Raw genomic sequence first — 18,059 nt, 5'->3', positions numbered from 1 at the left:
AGTAGTTGCACCACCGTAGATGCCCGATTAAAGCAAAAGGTTATTAAGTGTGCTGCATCATGCAGGCTAATAATTCACGCGTTTCTACTAGGGGTAAACCAACAACGGCAGAATAACTACCACTAATAGATTGAACAAAACAACCACCCAAGGCTTGTATTCCATACGCACCAGCTTTGTCCATTGGTTCATTTGAGGCAATATAAGCGTCTATGTCGGCAGCGGATAATTCACAAAAGCTCACTTGGGTACGACATAATCGGCTAAAGGTGTGTTCACCATCCGTTAACGCCACCGCTGTCATCACTTCATGAGTTTGACCGGATAACAATGTCAGCATACGCTTGGCATCATTTTGGTCCATTGGCTTACCTAATATCTGCTGATTTAACACCACGATTGTATCTGAACCCAGTACTTTAGGGGCGATAATATGACCACTGAGCGCCAAACCTGCTAGGGCTTTTTCAAGCGCTAAACGGCATACATATTGTTCTGCCGTTTCAGTCGATAAAGGCGTTTCATCAATATTGGGTGCGACGAGCTCGAACGTAAAACCGGGATGACTAAAGCCTGCTTGAGCCAGTAATTCTTTTCTTCTTGGCGATGTTGAAGCCAGTACCCATGTCATCTGATATTTACTCTAATTAACGAACATAAAAACAATATTCACCCTATCGGGTGAATTAACGTACTTTATAATGGCGACGCATATTGCGTAGTATCCAAAACACCCACCACCAAATAAATAAACTCGAAATCGCGGGTAAAAACATCTCAAGATTAAACGGTGCAGCCCCAACAACAACAAACTGTACCCAAAATATCACCACATGATAAATACAAATAAAACACGCGAGCAGTAATGACTGTTGCCAGCGAGGATAATTGCGTAATTGTTGACACAACATCACCACCAAATAAATAACCAACGACAGTGCTAATGAACGGATGCCTAAATGGGCTCCCAATAGCACATCAAGCATTACGCCGAGCAACCACGCGGTCAAAATACTGTAACGATGCGGTAATGCCATCGCCCAATACATCATCACCATAAGCAGCCAGTCAGGTCGCCACGCTTCTACCATTGTGGGCAGCGGCATAATCTGAAACATCATCCCGATAAATAAAGTCAGCCATACCACTAAGCGACCATTTGCAATATGCGCGCTCATTGGTTTATCTCGCTGGTTATTGGCGTAGTCGTGGTTTCTGAAGGTGGAGCTTGAGATACTGATTCATTCGCAGCGGCTTCGGCTGCCTTTTTTATCAACTCTTGTACGTCAGCTGGAAGCGTAAAAGGTTTGGTTTCATCCGGCCAAATAAGTAATACGTAACGTATGCGATCAAGTGCCGCTAAAGGCTGAGCATTAATCACTGCATAGCTCTGACCATCATCACGGGATACACTGATAACACGGGCTACTGGATATCCTTCTGGAAAACGACTACCTAGCCCTGAAGTGACTAATAAATCGCCCACTATGATGTCAGTACTTTTAGCCACATGGCGTAATTCAATTTGATCAATATCGCCCATGCCATTAGCAATTGCACGCACATCGTTACGGGTAACACGCACCGGAATACCATGCGTTGCATCTGACACCATCAACACACGGCTGGTAAACTCACTCACTTCAACCACCTGCCCGACAACACCTTGGCCATCAACCACAGGCTGACCGACATAAATGCCGGTTTGCGAACCATGATTTAACACCACAAACTGTCTAAATGGATCGCTGGCCACTTCCATTACTTCGGCCACCATTTTACGAGAATCCATATGCACAGGTGAACCGAGCAATGCCCGTAAACGCTCATTTTCTTGGCGAACATGCTCAAAACGTTGTAAACGCTCTGACATGAGCAGCTGTTGGCGTAATAGTTGTTTGTTTTGCAATTCAAGCATGTTGCGGGTTGCAAATGCCTCGGCTGACCAGTCGAGCATCACACCTGGTACATTGGCTAAATATTGAAGCGGGCTTAACACCGAGGATAAAGACTGGCGAATGGGATCCAGGCGATGATTAGTCATCAGTAATGCCACCGACAAAATAATTGCCAGTGTCAATCTAAATTGACTAGAGACGCCACGAACGAAAATTGGTTTCATAAATTGTTCGCAACTTTGTTAACCCATAAAATGCCATTAACAAAGCCGCTCAGCCGATGATAATTAGGTCTCTTCAGAGAACAAATCACCACCGTGCACATCAATCATTTCAAGGGCTTTACCACCGCCACGAGCAACACAAGTCAGCGGGTCGTCTGCGACCATCACCGGAATGCCCGTTTCTTGCATTAATAAACGGTCTAAGTCACGCAATAATGCACCACCGCCGGTTAAGACCATGCCACGCTCAGCAATATCGGACGCCAGCTCTGGTGGCGACTGCTCAAGGGCAACCATCACCGCACTCACTATGCCAGATAACGGCTCTTGTAATGCTTCTAATATTTCATTGCTGTTTAAGGTGAAGCTTCTTGGCACACCTTCTGCGAGGTTACGACCGCGCACTTCAATTTCAAGTACTTCGTCACCAGGGTATGCGGTGCCAATGGTATGCTTAATACGCTCAGCCGTTGCTTCACCAATTAAGCTACCGTAGTTACGACGGACATAATTAATAATCGCATCGTCAAACTTATCACCACCAATACGTACTGATGAAGAATACACCACGCCATTTAACGAAATAATCGCCACTTCGGTAGTACCACCACCAATATCGACAACCATAGAGCCGGTCGCTTCTGATACTGGTAAACCAGCACCAATCGCTGCAGCCATTGGCTCTTCGATTAGGTACACTTCACGAGCGCCTGCACCCATTGCTGATTCGCGAATCGCGCGACGTTCAACTTGAGTTGCGCCTACGGGTACACACACTAATACGCGAGGACTGGGGCGGAAGAAACTGTTGTTGTGTACTTGCTTAATAAAATGCTGAAGCATTTTTTCAGTCACATAGAAATCAGCAATTACGCCGTCTTTCATTGGACGAATAGCTTGAATATTACCAGGCGTTCGGCCTAGCATTTGTTTTGCCTCTCTACCGACTGCAGCAACTGACTTTGGCCCATTGCTATTGCGTTCGCCGCGAATGGCAACCACTGAGGGTTCGTTCAAAACGATGCCTTCATCGCGAACATAAATAAGAGTGTTTGCCGTACCTAAATCGATCGATAGGTCGTTAGAAAAAATGCCGCGCAACTTTTTGAACATGTATCAGGCCTGTATTCTGTTGAGTCAGAAGAAGAAAAATCAGCTAACTTTATCAATGACACCCCCATTCTACAATACCGAATAGGTTAACAATTGCTAATCTGGCGTTTTTTTTTACAAAAGCTGTTAAAAAAACAACATTCGCGCAGTTTTAAATCAAAAAAGCGCAAAACTGACGCTTTTTTATCCAGATCATTGACCGACTTCGCGCCAATAAATGATCCTATCATGGCCTCGGTAACGCCCCAAGAACGCACTTGCTCTTGGCTCATAGAGCAGAGTTGGACTTGCCTCGTCCCAATTCCAATACCACTGAAGCCAGGGCTCTACTTTTAACGGGGCAGTCACCTGACCTCGATATGCTGCAGAGCCGCTATTTTGCCATAATAAGCTTAATCGGCCACTGCTAACTGAACTGCCACCATCACGGCGAGTCACGGTTTGACCAGCGGTTAAAGATGGCGCGTATATTTCGCTGCCATCAAGCGCATCGATAACGTGAGTACAGCTATCATCGGTGTTAGTTATCCAAGCGCTACCATTCCAATATTGGGCATAGGTTGGCATACGCAGTATTTCATTTTCAGGGCCAAAGGTATTGTCCATCACCACTCTGCCATGACGTAAATCTTGGGTCGATAATAACGTTGCAGTGCAGTCGTTGCTGGCGGCACAGTTACCACTGCTGTCGGTTCGCATATCAGCAGAGGCAACAAAAGACACCGCCCCATCGTTATCAAATACTTGTACGCCGATAGCTAATTGACTAAATGGTCCATCCACACTAGGGGCCACAGTACGACTAAAATTAGCTTGGTAAGATAATCCTACGTTTGCTTCTCCCAAAGCCCAAGAGCTGGCATCAATAGGTAACACGCTTAACCTGCCGCTTAAATCCACACCATCATTGGCATTTTCGCCCACTAAGCTGGCACCGGCTTTAGCAAAGGCATCTTGATAATTTTGGGTAACATAACTGCCAGTATTTAAAGCACTTAAGGTTAATGTTAGATCAAAGGCTTGGTCCATATAGCTAAAGCTACCGCAAGATGGCAGCACACTTGAGCTACTCACCACAAAGCGGTCGGGTACAAAGCGCCCTATATTAGGCGATGTCGCCAGCGGAATATCGTAAAAGCTCGAACCTAAATAAGGACTGGGTGGATTAGCGCTGAATTTAAATACGCCGACTTCACTGACGGATTGAGCAACGGCATTAGTGTTTGTTGCTTCTGCTACATGGTTATACTGTGACAAGCCGACCTCACCTAGCTCGCCACCAGAAGGGGCAACTAATTGATGGCCTAATGTTACCTCGTCATGGGCATAATTTGGGGTATTGATGATGTTATCGCAATAATCGGTATCACCATCCGACTCCCAGGCTTTACCTTGAATAGTTAACTCAAAAGACTCGCCGGCTTTTTTGTATCGATTACAGCTACTGTCACCTGCAGAGCACTCAGCATTATTATCTTTTGGTGTAACGCACAAGCCCACGGGAAAACTGACAAACTGATCTGAGCCTACCATCACTAGGCCAGCTTCATCGCCTGTGCCTGTGTACTTAGCATCAAGCTGCATTTTTCCGGCATCAGGGTAATTAACAATAATATCAGCTTTACCTGTCGCATCGAATGCCAACGCAAGCGTTGTTGCTGCGCTATCCAGTTTACCCATCACCGTATTATTCACGGTGACCGATTGGCCATTTATTGGTAAAATAGGCTCTATATAGGAGCTCCAAAACGCAACATTTTTAGTGGTATCGGCAAACATGGGTACACATTGCAGGGTCTCATCTGATGTTTTCACCGCACTAATGGTAATATTGCCTGTCGGTTTGTTTGCTAGCTTATCCGGCACATCAAAAATAAAACCGCTTTCGGCAAAGCTTAACTTACAACTTGCAGCATTTAACCCACCAGCACCGCTTCGGCACAAAGTATTACTGCCTGCTATGGTAGAAGGAACGGAAGAACTCACCCCTATGGTTATGGGTGTAATCACATTATTGCGTAAAGCGACCGTTGCACTGCCATTTTCAAACTTCACTACATTGGTTTTAATAGCGTCAACATACCAAGCGCCATTGGTATTAGGAGCAAGCGATAAATTAGCCTCCACTGGATCAGTAAATAAATTACATGCCGCATCTTTACACGCTCTGACCGTCATGGTTTCGGCCTTACAGGTCAATGGCGAGCTAGTATAGTCAAACTCAAAATGATGAATTTGTTGACCGATCGGATTGGATTTAAGGGCACAAACCTTAAAGTTATCCATCTCATGATTATTGTTTGCGCCACCTGTGGAACCAGTAATAGACAGGTAAAAACTTTCAGGTACGGGCGCTTGCCCGCTGACGCTTAATGCATCAAAAGGAGCGATTAAGGTTTCATAATCATCTGGATCACCGTTGTTAACAGTATCTCGCAGCACTGACACCATGGCCTTACCTGGGGTTCGCGAATCTATGATGATTTTGTATTTATGATTTGGCTGAGCGCTGGACGTACTGCGCACATCAATTTTGGGGCTAATGTTGGCATTAGTACCTGTTAGATATTGGTAATCTGTACCTGAGGAACCACGGATAGCCACGGCCTGAGATCTAAACCCAGGTCCACCAATCTTACCTTCGTTGGGGTTAGAGAAGTTGCCGTATTCATCCAATGCGATACCAAGCCAACCACCAGCAAAACCAGGAGTACCATTATTACGCTGTGCATATCCTAAGGCGCCACCAAAACTACCAGGCTGAGGAGTAATACTGGCATCAGACAAGATAATTGCAATGCCGTCAGCCCCTGTGCCCGACTGGCTGGACCAAGCATAATAGTCAAACTCCAGCTCAACTAAGTTATCCGCAGCAGGGAATAATCGCTGATAAGTACTGGATGTCGCTTGATTGCCACTGGCTGAGGTAAAACGCAAACGGTTATTCACTATTGCAGGCGGCAATGACGAGCCTAAGACCTTGAGCGCCCAATCATCACCGACATCAGTGCGATTAAAATCGTCAGTAAAACAAGTCAAGGTGTCTACTTTTTTTTCAAACGCAACAAAGCTGTAATTCTCCCAGCGATGTTTGCGGTCGTTATCTCTAAAAGTATCTTCGTCAACGACCATGCTGACTTTGTCGTTAGTCAACTGACAACGACGCAGCCAGCCTCCATCTCCACCTAGGCGGCTGTTTTTACCTGCCACCAGCATAGGAGCATTAGTAAACCCCTTTAATTCGGTCGTTTCAGCACATTGATCGGTAATATCCTTGGTGCCATTATCTGTAAAGGTTTGCGCTTGACCAAAATGATAATTAACGGCGCTACCTCCAAGTGTTAGCGTCCCAGAGCCTGATGGCACTGATAAATAAGCAATAGTTTCATTTTGAAGTTTTCCATTTTTCAAATTTCCAGGTTGGCATTTATTATTATTAGTTCTTACCTCTGAAGTATCTAGCGCTAGTTCAATATCATAAGTAGTAGTATCAGGAGTAGGTAATTGAGAAGTACTGGTAAACCAACATTCATTATTTTGAGTTTGAATTTGATTTAATAACACATCTTGAGTAACACCTTGAGTAGAAGGTAAGGTCACTGTGGTATAAGGTGAATTAGAACCGAATAAAGCCTGATTATAGTCAACCGATCCAGCAATAAGTGGTACGCCGTCTGCGAGCTCATAAGTACCTGCTGTTACCGCTATCCAATGTACTTCAGGCATATCATTAGATTTAACATAACGGTTATCAGGTGATTCTGGTTCTTGTTGTGACCAAGTAAAACCTTGCTCAGACACACTCTTAACAAATACCGATGCAGGGCCATCACTATTACTGTCTTCTATAGTCGGCATCAAGAAAATTAATGGCGTCACACCCGTTGGAAATGGACTGTCAAAAGTAATGTTATTGGTGGTCGCTTTGCCATATTGGATATAGAAACCCTCTGGTTCCACATCGCACATACCATTAAAATTTGCTTTACTAATGGGCTTAAAATCGACGGTACTATTACCTGAAAGAGCTAAGGCACCACCAGCCCCAAGTGCGCCAGTAATGCTACTATTTCCCGACATAGAAACAAAACCAGCCACATACACGATAGCATTAATATTAGTGTTGCCAGAAATGCTTAACGAACCTGCCACATAAATAATCAGGTTTTCCGCGGCTTCATCTAAATTGATATTCGCGTTGTTCAAATTTAAGTTATTAAAATATAAACGCGCTGTGGCGCCCGTGGTTTTAATCACAGCTTTATTGTCAAAGTTACCATTATTGTAATCATAGTCTCCAGGCTGGAATTGATTGCCACCATCTCTGTTACAGGTTGTTGAACTGCAGTTTAAATCTGATAATGGAGAGGCTAAAATACCTGACGGCAAAGCTAACCCAAAAGGAGAATGGTTACCTGAAGGTGGGTCGGTAAATATGCTGTCACATTGCGGCGCAGCAAAAGCTTGCGAAGGCAATAACAGCCAACAAACCAATAAAATAAAACCAAGATTATTGCGCACGCGCTTCTACCTCCACTTGACGACTGACTCGCAAACACGTTGAACTGCTGGAGTTACCAGCACAATTACCGGTTTCACATACCGCTGAGCTGTTAATGCGATATTGGCTCACACTGCCCACAGTGGCAGTATTACAACTCACCAACACAGTGCAGTTATGAAACCCATTGAAGTCTGGCCCAGTTGGTGGTGTCCATGTAGGACTCACATTAGCACAAGTTTTGGTAACGCCATTAAGCGGAAACAGCTGAGCAAGCGCCGCATCAGCGCCACTGTTAGCACTAAATAATGCCCGAGTGCCCCACACTTCTTGATTAACCGACTCATCAGCATCACCAACAATGCGGATCAGACTCGCCGCAATAAGAAACATCACAGTCAGCACAAAAATACCAATAATAAGTGCACTGCCTTGTTGCGAATGTTGGCTTAATTTCAGCTTAGGGAACATTCATCACCTGCACTTGATGTTGATAATTGAACGTTTCACCATTGACGCTAAATACTGGCTGTAAATGCACAATGGCATTGGTCATTAACGTTGCTGGGGCAAGAATAATCGCTGGATTAACCGCTAACGCATTAGTAATATTTTGCGCCATTAATACCCCATCACCCATCACTGTTGGCGACATTGTTGGTGACGGTTGATTGGGCTGGTAACCATAGTCTTGGTATAAGCGCAGCTCGACATTATTGGCGGTGTTAATAAAACAGTAACTCAATGGGTTATCGGCAACATATAAGCGTTTTAATGGCGAAGCCTCAGTAAAGCGCACGCTTTGAGTTAAATTAATAGTCAGCTGGTCGCCCGATTCTGCCACACTTTGCACGGTAAATCGTTTAGCGGTTGTCCCTATGGGATGATAGATTTCTGTCGTTGTTAATGGATAAATCAGCACTGACTGAGCGGCAGTAATTGAACCAACGCTTTTAATCGCCGTTAAGCTATTTTGCGCTGTTTGCGGAAAAACCGGCGCATCAAGATACGATGTGCTGGTGCTAATGGGTAATAATTCTAGGCATTGATAACTGCCATCGGTTGCGGTTAGCACTCGCATGCTATTAGGCACGGCACGGCGGATATCCCGAGTCATCCGCTCGATACCAAATCGGCTCTGACTGAGCACTTGGTCAACCGCGCTTGATTCAACAAAAATGCGGGTGCCAAAAATAACAAAGCTACTGACCCCAACCACAATAATGCCCAAGATTAAAATCACCGTAACCATTTCAATTAAGGTAAAACCAGCAGTTTTTGATCGGCTGCGACAAGGCATTAGTAGTTACTCCTTAGCGCTTGGTAATTGATCACTTCATTGGCAGGCGTGGTCACGGCGACGGTAATTAATTTTTGCGCTTTCGTCGCCGAGTCAAGATACTCAACTGTCACTTTCAGTCTATAACGCGGATAGGCTTGGGCATAGGTTTGGCTTGAGTCGAGCATTTTATCGTCTTGATCCAAGCCATTATAATCATCAACATCATTGAAGGTGTCGCGGCTTTCACCGTCAGGCCCAAGAAATGGGGTTCCGTCCACTGCTAAAGCATAAGAACAAGCTGAACCTGCTGAACTATCACAAGCTGGGACACCGCCATTGGGATTGGTATTTTGATCATAACGCTTACCCCAAATTTCATTCATTACCGAATGAGCCAACTCGGCCGAGCGCACTCTGTGCAAGGTTTTTGCCGCCCTATCGGCTTGGGGAAATAGCATGCTGGTGAGCATCACTATCGCAATAGCTATCACCATCATACCCACCACGAGTTCGATTAAGGTAAAGCCACGCTCAGATGGAGACAGTTGCCGCGTTTGAGACCCTTTCCTAAGCCCTTTTCTAAGCCCTGTTACAGGTCCTTTTACATGCTTAAGTCGGGATGGTGTTTGCATTTGAATTTGCGGTTTAGAGAGCATAAATATAACCCTCAGACTCTACTGCTATGGCGAGGGTTTCATCTGCCACCACATTAAAACAATGACCTGAACACGCCGGAGAGCTTATGCGACCTAGACTATCAAAGGTGATCGAAAACACTTGGCTGGCGGTACTGGCAAGGGCAATATGGGCGCCACCATTAAAAGATTGTGCTTGTTCGGTACGGACTGGATTGCTACACGTATTACCTGAGCGATCACTAAAATACCCTAAGGTATAGCCAGTGGCGCTAACATCAATTTGATAACACTGATCGGTATTTTGCAGCGCTTGTAACTGGACCAGACGTAACTCGCTGATAAATTCATTACGCAAACTATAGGCACTAAAAGATGAGTCAGATGATAGACGTGGTAATACCGCCACGGCCAAAATGCCGATCAAAATCATGGTGGTTACCAATTCAACTAAGGTAAACCCCAGCTGAATATTGCGTTGTTGTTTCACGGTAATGAAGTCCTTAGCGTCATAAAACAGTTAAAACGATTAGTCATAATTTTTTGGCAACAATGGCAACAGATAAACCCACTCATCTGGGCTGCGGCTATTCCCTATAGGCAATATAGATGTTCATGTTCATGTTCAATCAGTATGCCAAAAAATAGCGTAAATTATCAGTTTATTTATTGAGTTAGTCAAAAAATCAATATTGCGCATTGATGATTCAAATGCGCTAAATGAACACTCAATAACCTGAAGTTGAGATTCATTCACTAAAGAATATCGAGCCTCTTTAAAGTCATAATATCCATCATTAACAATTACCAACCCAATGTTAGCGGATCAAGTGCTCAAAAAGGCTATTTTAGCTTGGAGAAAAAACGCTCAAAAAAAAGCCTGCAAAAGCAGGCTTTATTAATCAAATAATATTTTAGCAATTATCAGGATCTGTTTCTGCTACATAAGTAGGAATAGTTGCAGCATCAGCTGCTTGTGTATAAATCAAGGTACAAGTATCTGGCGCACCACGTTGATAAATAGTGACTTGTCCTGCTAAAGGGGTATCTGCTTGAATAATCCAATCATTAGTACCTGTTTGCGGATCCGCTTCCACATCAAACGCAACATCAACAGAATTTTGAATATCAACTTGAGCAGCAGCCATATAACCGTAAACAATATTAACGTCTGTACCAGAAATATCTACTGTCGCAGTACCATCAGTAGCGTCACCCTTTTCTTCACCAGCTAATGCTGCCTTCGAGTAAACTAGGGTATTTGCACCCTGAATGGCTGCTTTCAAACCACTTAAAGCTGACGCACGCGCATCACCTTGCAGATTAATAAACTTAGGTGCCGCGACTACCGCTAAAATACCGAGAATAATGATCACAACCACTAATTCGATTAACGTAAAACCTTGTTGTTTTTGCATGTTAATTTGCATTTAACTTACCTTTTATATAATAAAATAATGTATTTAACATCTCATCTCGTTGAACCTTATTAAACCTTGGTAAAACATAGCACGAGCTGAACTTCCGGCTATTGTTTGAAACGACTATCACCTTTAGTGGCAGTGACGGCTTAATACGGTGACTGTTTAACTCTTAAGCTAAATAACACTTAGACTAATAACAGCATATTTTATTAATCATTTCAATGGTAAACGCCTCAAACTATAAACTATGACTTATGGCGTGAAGGGTGTTTGGGTAAAGCTTAATACTTGCCCTGTACCTGGATTATATATCACGCCTTTTGCATCCGCAGTCGTTAAGTCAGGTGCTGGTGTAGGCACACCGCTGGTTGGGTTCAGTACTAGTGAAGCCACTTGATGATAAACACATAAATCAAGATTGTTAACGGTTATACCGTCAATACTGATAGATGAACCGCCAGCACCACCTAGTACACTAACGGTGTAGCGTACATCGCTTGCATCTTGGTTAGCCAATACGTTTCTTGGCGCATTTTGTAACACTGAATCAAATACTTCCTGACATCGGGTGCTATTCATTGCGGTTGCATTGGTATTTGTGGTGCCTGTTGGATAACCAAAACGCGTGTCTAATGACACACTGGTGCCGTCTAATAGCACACTGGCATTACGACGACCATCGACTTCCCACTGGGCACGCACAAAACTCACCGCAGTGGCTAAACCACCCGCTACACCGTCTACACTGGCGTCTTCAGCATCATCGGTCACATTTAAAAAACGCGGGATCGCTGTGGCGGCCAATAAACCGAGGATAACAATAACAATGACCAACTCGATCAATGAAAAACCTTGTTGTTTCAATTTCATAATATTTTGCTCTTCTATATTGCGCCTAAAACAGAAATAATATTGGTTCAGCTCTAACTTAGCTAATATTATCAGCTTATTAACACTTTAACACTAATGGAACACTCTCTATCCGTCATTAATTAAAAATATCACTCTACCCGTTTTCAATTGATAACTTAAACTGGCTTTATTATCTGAAGAGTAGCGGCAAATATTAGTATCAGACTGATAATCTACCGTAATATGCAACTGTTGAAGATTAGTGGCCAGTAATTGACCCCATAGTCGCTCGCAACCTTGAACATCATTCGTATCAATGATTGGCCAACCTTGGTCAGATAAAGAAATCCAATTATCGGTGCCAACGAGATCAGCATCGTCGTTAATCTCTTCGGTGTTGGTTCGACCGTTTTTTGACGCTGTCTTATTGCTCTGTGAAGTAAGCACATTTGATGCCAGATTATGCCATGACAACTGCATTTTATCCGGCCGACCAGAAGCTAACCATTGACTGCGCACCATAGCTAACACATTCAAAAAACGATTTTGTTCAAGCTCTAGACCCCGTCCACCTATATTTGACGCGGTATTGAGATAACGTATACCGAAAATAGCCAGCAACACTAACAACACCACAATAGCAATGACCTTGCCATACATGCTAAGCAGTTCATGATCCGCTTTTTGCTGGCTCAGCATACCGCTATCCCATCAATAATGTGCATTATGCGTTAACCGCCTTTGACCACATTAAGCATATCCCACATAGGAAGATAAATGCCCAGTGCCAGTATCAATACAATGCCAGCAACAAAGCCGATTAAAATAGGTTCGAGTTTTGCCGTCAGATTTTTTAAATCGTAATCGACTTCGGCTTCATAAAAATCAGCGGCATCATTTAATAGCTGATCGATTTGTCCCGTCTCTTCACCCACGGCCACCATTTGTAAGACTAACGGCGTAAACAGTTGACTGCTATTGGATACCCTTAGCATTGATTCTCCCGATTCAATGCCATGGCGCATGCCGACAATCTTGTCATGCATATAGGCATTATCCACTGCATCGGCCACCAAACTTAATGCTTGGGTCATGGGAACACCCGCACTGATCATCATCGAAAAACTGCGGCAATAACGCGACAAGGTTGAACGCTCAATAATGGAGCCTATAACAGGAATATGCAGTTTCCATAAGTCCCACTGTTTTTCACCTTTTGCACTATGATGCCAATATCGAATACCCACTACAACGCCAATGAATAGCACTATCATGTGGGGCCAGAAATTAACAAACAGGCTAGAGGTGCCAATTAATATTTTTGTCGCCCATGGTAGTTCGGCACCAAAACGAGAAAACATAGCGGCAAACTTAGGGATAACCATAATATTCAAAATAACCATCGCAATGGTAATGGCGATCAATACAAACATGGGATAACGCATTGCCGCTTTAATCCGCCGACGAGTTTCTTGTTCTCGCTCGATATAACCTGACAACTGGATAAAGGCATCTTCCAACTTACCGGTATTTTCACCCACATGGATCATCGACACAAACAACGAATCGAATATCTCCGGATGTTGATTCATCGCCGAAGATAATGGTCGGCCCGAAGTGAGCTGTTGTGAAATATCATCTAAGGCTTGTTTCATCCGATCAGAATGAGTGGTTTCTGATAAGCCCGCAATCGCCCTTAAAATGGGAATACCTGAACGGGTCAGTGAATACATTTGCCGACTAAATATTTGCAATTCTTCTAGCGACACTTTGCTTTGAAACAAGCTCATTGAAAAAGGTTGCTTGGTTTTCACTTCACGTAATTCTAGTGGAATTATCCCCCGGGAAAGCAACGCATCGGCCGCCGCGCTTTCATTGGCGGACTCAAGCTGTGAACTAACAGCCTGCCCTTGTGAATTACGTCCTCGATATTGATATGTTGGCATTATTACAATCCAATATCTTGTTGGCTAATCAAATCTTCCGACAAGGCCACTTTCGATTCACTGACATCTTCAACCAGTTTTGACACCTCTTCGAGTGTGGTCGTGCCTAAGAATAAATACTCCATCGCGGAATGTGCCAGTGGGATAAAGTTAGGACTGCGCAGGGCTGCACGAGCGAAATCTTGCGGATTACCGGTGCGCATGGCATCTATCATGTTCTCATCGAGTTCGAGTATTTCAAAAATACCAATTCGGCCGCGATAGCCTGAGCCGTTACAGGTTTGACAACCGCTGCCCACTTTAAACGTGGCGCTGCTAATATCTCTTTTAGTCACACTGTTAAGCCAGCTACGTTCAGCCGCTGTGGGCTGATAATCTATCGCACAATTATGGCAAACACGTCGAACCAGACGCTGAGCGATAATGACCCGTAGCGCACTGGCAACCAAATAACTTGCCGCGCCCATATCGAGTAATCGCAACGCACTGGTAACAGCATCATTAGTATGTAACGTCGATAACACGAAGTGACCGGTTAATGCACCTCGTAAACCAATTTCCACGGTTTCTTGGTCACGCATTTCTCCCACCATGATGATGTCGGGATCTTGACGAAGCGTGGTACGCAGCACGTTAGAAAAGTCTAAACCAATCTTATGATTAACCTGGACTTGGTTAATTCGCGGTAATTGATATTCAACCGGATCTTCTACGGTGATAATCTTTCTATCTGCAGTGTTAAGCTCACTTAAAATACCGTACAAGGTGGTCGTTTTACCGCTACCTGTTGGCCCAGTAACTAACAACATACCGTGAGGACGTTTAATCTGTTTACGAATACGCGCCACAATATGCGCTGGCATGCCGGTTTCATCTAAGGTGCGCAGGCCGGTGGTTTGATCTAATAAACGCATCACCACAGATTCGCCATGATAAATCGGCATGGTCGACATCCGCACGTCGATTTGATGACCTTTTATTTCCATATGAAAACGGCCATCTTGTGGCATACGCTTTTCTGAAATATCCAATCCCGCCATCAATTTAAGCCGTAATACCAGGGCCGAGGCAATATTAACCTCACTGAGAATGTTTTCATGCAATTGACCATCAATACGCTGGCGGATCCGCAAGACTTTATCGCCGGGTTCAATGTGAATATCTGAGGCACGCATTTGAACCGCATCCTCAAAAATAGACTGTAATAACTTCACCACTGTGGTTTCGTTATCACTGTCGCTTTGCGTTAAATTAGCCAAATCGAACATGTCATCAGCGGCATATTCTTCATCAAGCTTACCGGCAATCGCTGCAATTTGATCGGTACGGCGGTAAAGGTTGTCAAACGCATCGAGTAATTGTTGTTCTGGCGCCACCGCGATCATTAACTGCTTAGGGGCAACTAATACTTCAATGTTGTCGATAGCTTGCAAATCAGCAGGATCACTCATAGCAACTAACACATGGTCGGAATGACTTTCCACCACTAAAGCACGAAAACGTCGCGCTTGTACTTCGGGGAGAATATTGACCACTTCGGCGGCAATCGGACGACGACTAATATCAAGGTACGGTAAATTAAGCTGCTGAGATAAAAACTTAAGTAACTGATCTTCAGTGATACAGTTCAAATCAATTAATGTCCGACCCAGCTTTTTACCTGAGCTACGTTGCTCTGTTAATGCTTGCTGTAATTGCTCGTCGGTGATAATCAGCTCTTGAACAAGAAGATCTCCTAACCGCATCTTTAACTTAGGCTTCATCGGTTTGCTCCTAACTGATCTAAACGCTTTTCAATAAATGTCATGGCTGAAGTTGATAATCCTTCATAGCTTAATGCTGATCGGTAAGCTTGAGCGGCTTGGGGATATTTTTTCTGCGAATCGAGTGAATAACCTAAGCCCATCCACCAGCGAGGTTTAGTCGATTCGGATAACAATAAGTGACGATAAGCAGCCTCGGCTAAAGCAAAATTTTTCGATTTTTGGGCTAAATCGGTTTGGGCTATCCATTTATCACGAGCCCATAAAGAGTTATCGGGGATCATGGCCACTGTCGACAATGCGGCATCATAAGCCTTCATTTGAGTTTGAATTTGCGACAGAATCACATAAAACTCCCATTGCTGCGGAAATAAACTGACTCCACTTTCGAGTAATAGCATTGCCGCCGTAAGATTACTTTGCACATAATAAATTTTGGCCAATTGCTTACGGGCTTTATGTAAACTCGGCTGTAAAATAATCGCTTCTAAATAGTAACCTGCTGCATCATCAAGGCGCTGCGCTTGCTCTGCATTCATCGCTTTTTGATATTGCAATTGCGCCATTTGCGTCTTAGTGAGAACCACTTCTTTAACCGTCATTTCCACCGGCTTTTGTATCACAATTGGAGCTTGTGCAGGCAAACCAGACGATGGCGCTGTGGTTAAGGCTTGCGTGGGGGCAATGTTATTAGATGCACTGTTATTAGGTGCAATCTTATTCGATGTAGTGTTATTCGATATAGTCTTACTTGATACCGCGTTATTCGATACAGTCTGATTTGTTCCGATGTTATTTAGGGCTGTCTTATTCGAGCCTAAAACACTGGGCTTATCTGTGACTGTTTCTGTGACTATTTCTGTGACTAAGGCTGCCGCTATTTGCGCGGGTGTTTTGACTGTTTCAGCGACTTGCCCCCTAGTTTGTGGCGTTTCAGGTGCTGTCATGTCAATGCTTTGATGAGTCTCTAATGCAGTGCCCACTGCTGAGGTATCCGTTGTCTGACTGACTTGAGTACTGTCTTGAGTTATTGCGACAGTGTTCGCCTGAGTTGATGCTTCAATAGGAGCTTGAATCGATGTCGCTGTTGAGCTTACAACTAACAACTTAGGCGACTCAGTAGCAACACCATCATTATCTTGTGGCTGACTCAGCAATGATTGGGTTTCTTTACTCGCAGAAGCGCTGACAGCGACTGGCTCACTGACCATTTGAATATTGGCTTGGCGGTACATCGACACACCAAACCACAACGTGGGGATCAATAGTGCCGCAACAATAAAAAGACCAATAGATGCTGAGCGAGATTTAGCGACGGATTGATACTGAATTTCAGGACGCACGAATTCTCCCACCGGTGGTGCCGATGGGTTGTCTATTCCGGGCTGCTGACCCTGCTCTAAATCTTTGAGCATTTTGATAATCACACTCATTTAATTTCGCTTATTTGTGTCATCCATTCACCACAACAATTTGGGCCATTCAATCCGATAAACAACAGCAATACCCCAAACAATATAATGAGCAGCATACTGACACGAGAGAACGTTACTTTGTGTTGTAAATTAACATCTTCGGTATCCATTATTGCCGCGAGACAATGCCGCGACAGTACCTTTTTTTCACCTTGGCCATAACACAGCAATAAACTCTTATGCGCCAATATATTCACTAAACGCGGGATGCCTCGAGCGGCTTTGGCAATACGCTTAATATCGACGGTACTAAACAATTCCGGCCCTTGATAACCCGCAACAGCAAGTCGGTGATGAATATAAGCTTGTATTTCATCCCATGTTAACGGACGCAGATCGTAGCTAAAGGTAATACGTTGTCTTAATTGTCTAAATTTAGCTTGCGCCAAACGTTCGTCTAATTCTGGTTGACCAAACAGCACGACTTGCAGCAACTTGCGACTTTCGGTTTCTAAGTTAGTAAATAAGCGTAACGCTTCAATACTGTCATCAGGTAATGATTGTGCTTCGTCCAACACTAACACTACGTGAAAGCCTTGGTGATTTAACGCTAACAAACGCTCATGGATTAGCCTTGTTAGCTGTTGCTGATCTAATTTGTTCGGTAATGCCAAGCCAAGTTCACCCGCCACAGCCCAGCGTAATTCTTTAGGGGTTAAATAGGGATTAGGTAAGTAAGCGCAATGGTATTGAGCCGGTAAATCATTTATCAGCTTACGACAAACCAAGGTTTTACCTGTGCCCACTTCACCAGTGACCTTGATAAAACCTTCACCTGTCTGCAATGCGGTTTGGAGTACTTGTAAGGCTTCCACATGCGGCGACAAGCCAAAAAAGAAACCCGTATTTGGGGTAAGCGTAAAGGGCAACTGACTTAAGCCAAAGTGCTGCAAATACATAATTACTGGCTATCCCTTATCAATTTCAACCGCCACACTTATCAACC

The 18,059-nt window shown here is 44.1% G+C and carries 16 protein-coding genes; all 16 read right to left on the bottom strand.

Annotated elements, in window-relative coordinates:
* Window positions 1-43 precede the first annotated feature (43 nt).
* Window positions 44-631, bottom strand: a complete 588-nt coding sequence (locus AAEZ02_RS03370; RefSeq protein ID WP_124013459.1) for a Maf family protein — start codon at window positions 629-631, stop codon at window positions 44-46.
* A gap of 55 nt (window positions 632-686) precedes the next feature.
* Complete coding sequence (gene mreD / locus AAEZ02_RS03365) at window positions 687-1,178, bottom strand: rod shape-determining protein MreD (protein WP_124013458.1); 492 nt, start codon at window positions 1,176-1,178, stop codon at window positions 687-689.
* Window positions 1,175-2,122 carry a rod shape-determining protein MreC gene (mreC, locus tag AAEZ02_RS03360; protein WP_101033815.1) on the bottom strand — a complete coding sequence of 316 codons (948 nt, stop codon included), beginning with the start codon at window positions 2,120-2,122 and terminating at the stop codon, window positions 1,175-1,177. Before mreC ends, mreD begins: the two co-directional genes overlap by 4 nt.
* Window positions 2,123-2,185: 63 nt before the next feature.
* Window positions 2,186-3,235, bottom strand: a complete 1,050-nt coding sequence (locus tag AAEZ02_RS03355; RefSeq protein ID WP_101033814.1) for a rod shape-determining protein — start codon at window positions 3,233-3,235, stop codon at window positions 2,186-2,188.
* A gap of 192 nt (window positions 3,236-3,427) precedes the next feature.
* The gene (locus tag AAEZ02_RS03350) at window positions 3,428-7,756 is read right to left on the bottom strand and encodes a DUF6701 domain-containing protein (protein ID WP_351121951.1); all 4,329 of its coding nucleotides are present in this window, start codon (window positions 7,754-7,756) and stop codon (window positions 3,428-3,430) included.
* Entirely contained in the window at window positions 7,746-8,207 is a 462-nt protein-coding gene (locus AAEZ02_RS03345; RefSeq protein WP_351074680.1) for an MSHA biogenesis protein MshP, read from the bottom strand. Before AAEZ02_RS03345 ends, AAEZ02_RS03350 begins: the two co-directional genes overlap by 11 nt.
* Complete coding sequence (locus tag AAEZ02_RS03340; protein ID WP_351121948.1) at window positions 8,197-9,036, bottom strand: PilW family protein; 840 nt, start codon at window positions 9,034-9,036, stop codon at window positions 8,197-8,199. The genes AAEZ02_RS03345 and AAEZ02_RS03340 overlap by 11 nt, the downstream gene beginning before the upstream one ends.
* The gene (locus AAEZ02_RS03335) at window positions 9,036-9,674 is read right to left on the bottom strand and encodes a type IV pilus modification PilV family protein (protein WP_351121945.1); all 639 of its coding nucleotides are present in this window, start codon (window positions 9,672-9,674) and stop codon (window positions 9,036-9,038) included. Before AAEZ02_RS03335 ends, AAEZ02_RS03340 begins: the two co-directional genes overlap by 1 nt.
* The gene (locus tag AAEZ02_RS03330; protein WP_351121942.1) at window positions 9,664-10,143 is read right to left on the bottom strand and encodes a pilus assembly FimT family protein; all 480 of its coding nucleotides are present in this window, start codon (window positions 10,141-10,143) and stop codon (window positions 9,664-9,666) included. Before AAEZ02_RS03330 ends, AAEZ02_RS03335 begins: the two co-directional genes overlap by 11 nt.
* A 424-nt stretch (window positions 10,144-10,567) precedes the next feature.
* Window positions 10,568-11,071 carry a prepilin-type N-terminal cleavage/methylation domain-containing protein gene (locus AAEZ02_RS03325; RefSeq protein ID WP_351122018.1) on the bottom strand — a complete coding sequence of 168 codons (504 nt, stop codon included), beginning with the start codon at window positions 11,069-11,071 and terminating at the stop codon, window positions 10,568-10,570.
* 258 nt (window positions 11,072-11,329) lie between these two features.
* A complete protein-coding gene (locus tag AAEZ02_RS03320; RefSeq protein WP_351121939.1) occupies window positions 11,330-11,947 on the bottom strand; it encodes a pilin in 618 nt (205 codons plus the stop codon).
* Between the two features lie 108 nt (window positions 11,948-12,055).
* Window positions 12,056-12,628, bottom strand: a complete 573-nt coding sequence (locus AAEZ02_RS03315) for a hypothetical protein (protein WP_351121937.1) — start codon at window positions 12,626-12,628, stop codon at window positions 12,056-12,058.
* Window positions 12,629-12,660: 32 nt separating this feature from the next.
* Window positions 12,661-13,875 carry a type II secretion system F family protein gene (locus AAEZ02_RS03310; protein WP_351121934.1) on the bottom strand — a complete coding sequence of 405 codons (1,215 nt, stop codon included), beginning with the start codon at window positions 13,873-13,875 and terminating at the stop codon, window positions 12,661-12,663.
* A gap of 2 nt (window positions 13,876-13,877) precedes the next feature.
* Window positions 13,878-15,638 carry a GspE/PulE family protein gene (locus tag AAEZ02_RS03305; protein ID WP_124013450.1) on the bottom strand — a complete coding sequence of 587 codons (1,761 nt, stop codon included), beginning with the start codon at window positions 15,636-15,638 and terminating at the stop codon, window positions 13,878-13,880.
* A complete protein-coding gene (locus AAEZ02_RS03300) occupies window positions 15,635-17,071 on the bottom strand; it encodes a tetratricopeptide repeat protein (RefSeq protein ID WP_124013449.1) in 1,437 nt (478 codons plus the stop codon). Before AAEZ02_RS03300 ends, AAEZ02_RS03305 begins: the two co-directional genes overlap by 4 nt.
* Window positions 17,068-18,012: an ExeA family protein gene (locus AAEZ02_RS03295; RefSeq protein ID WP_124013448.1), complete on the bottom strand. Its 945-nt coding sequence runs from the start codon at window positions 18,010-18,012 to the stop codon at window positions 17,068-17,070. Before AAEZ02_RS03295 ends, AAEZ02_RS03300 begins: the two co-directional genes overlap by 4 nt.
* Window positions 18,013-18,059: the final 47 nt, after the last annotated feature.

This window comes from Shewanella sp. T24-MNA-CIBAN-0130, from assembly GCF_040310185.1.
GTDB lineage: Bacteria > Pseudomonadota > Gammaproteobacteria > Enterobacterales > Shewanellaceae > Shewanella > Shewanella psychromarinicola.
The sequence above is the reverse complement of the archived record's forward strand: the minus strand, read 5'-3'. Positions and strand labels throughout refer to the sequence as shown.

Bases quoted from the DNA above. Each gene is read 5' to 3' on its own strand.
- mreD (WP_124013458.1), bottom strand. From the start codon at position 1,178: ATGAGCGCGCATATTGCAAATGGTCGCTTAGTGGTATGGCTGACTTTA.
- AAEZ02_RS03345 (WP_351074680.1), bottom strand. From the start codon at position 8,207: ATGTTCCCTAAGCTGAAATTAAGCCAACATTCGCAACAAGGCAGTGCA.
- AAEZ02_RS03300 (WP_124013449.1), bottom strand. From the start codon at position 17,071: ATGAGTGTGATTATCAAAATGCTCAAAGATTTAGAGCAGGGTCAGCAG.
- AAEZ02_RS03335 (WP_351121945.1), bottom strand. From the start codon at position 9,674: ATGCTCTCTAAACCGCAAATTCAAATGCAAACACCATCCCGACTTAAG.
- AAEZ02_RS03305 (WP_124013450.1), bottom strand. From the start codon at position 15,638: ATGAAGCCTAAGTTAAAGATGCGGTTAGGAGATCTTCTTGTTCAAGAG.
- AAEZ02_RS03355 (WP_101033814.1), bottom strand. From the start codon at position 3,235: ATGTTCAAAAAGTTGCGCGGCATTTTTTCTAACGACCTATCGATCGAT.
- mreC (WP_101033815.1), bottom strand. From the start codon at position 2,122: ATGAAACCAATTTTCGTTCGTGGCGTCTCTAGTCAATTTAGATTGACA.
- AAEZ02_RS03370 (WP_124013459.1), bottom strand. From the start codon at position 631: ATGACATGGGTACTGGCTTCAACATCGCCAAGAAGAAAAGAATTACTG.
- AAEZ02_RS03340 (WP_351121948.1), bottom strand. From the start codon at position 9,036: ATGCCTTGTCGCAGCCGATCAAAAACTGCTGGTTTTACCTTAATTGAA.
- AAEZ02_RS03320 (WP_351121939.1), bottom strand. From the start codon at position 11,947: ATGAAATTGAAACAACAAGGTTTTTCATTGATCGAGTTGGTCATTGTT.
- AAEZ02_RS03325 (WP_351122018.1), bottom strand. From the start codon at position 11,071: ATGCAAAAACAACAAGGTTTTACGTTAATCGAATTAGTGGTTGTGATC.
- AAEZ02_RS03295 (WP_124013448.1), bottom strand. From the start codon at position 18,012: ATGTATTTGCAGCACTTTGGCTTAAGTCAGTTGCCCTTTACGCTTACC.
- AAEZ02_RS03310 (WP_351121934.1), bottom strand. From the start codon at position 13,875: ATGCCAACATATCAATATCGAGGACGTAATTCACAAGGGCAGGCTGTT.
- AAEZ02_RS03315 (WP_351121937.1), bottom strand. From the start codon at position 12,628: ATGCTGAGCCAGCAAAAAGCGGATCATGAACTGCTTAGCATGTATGGC.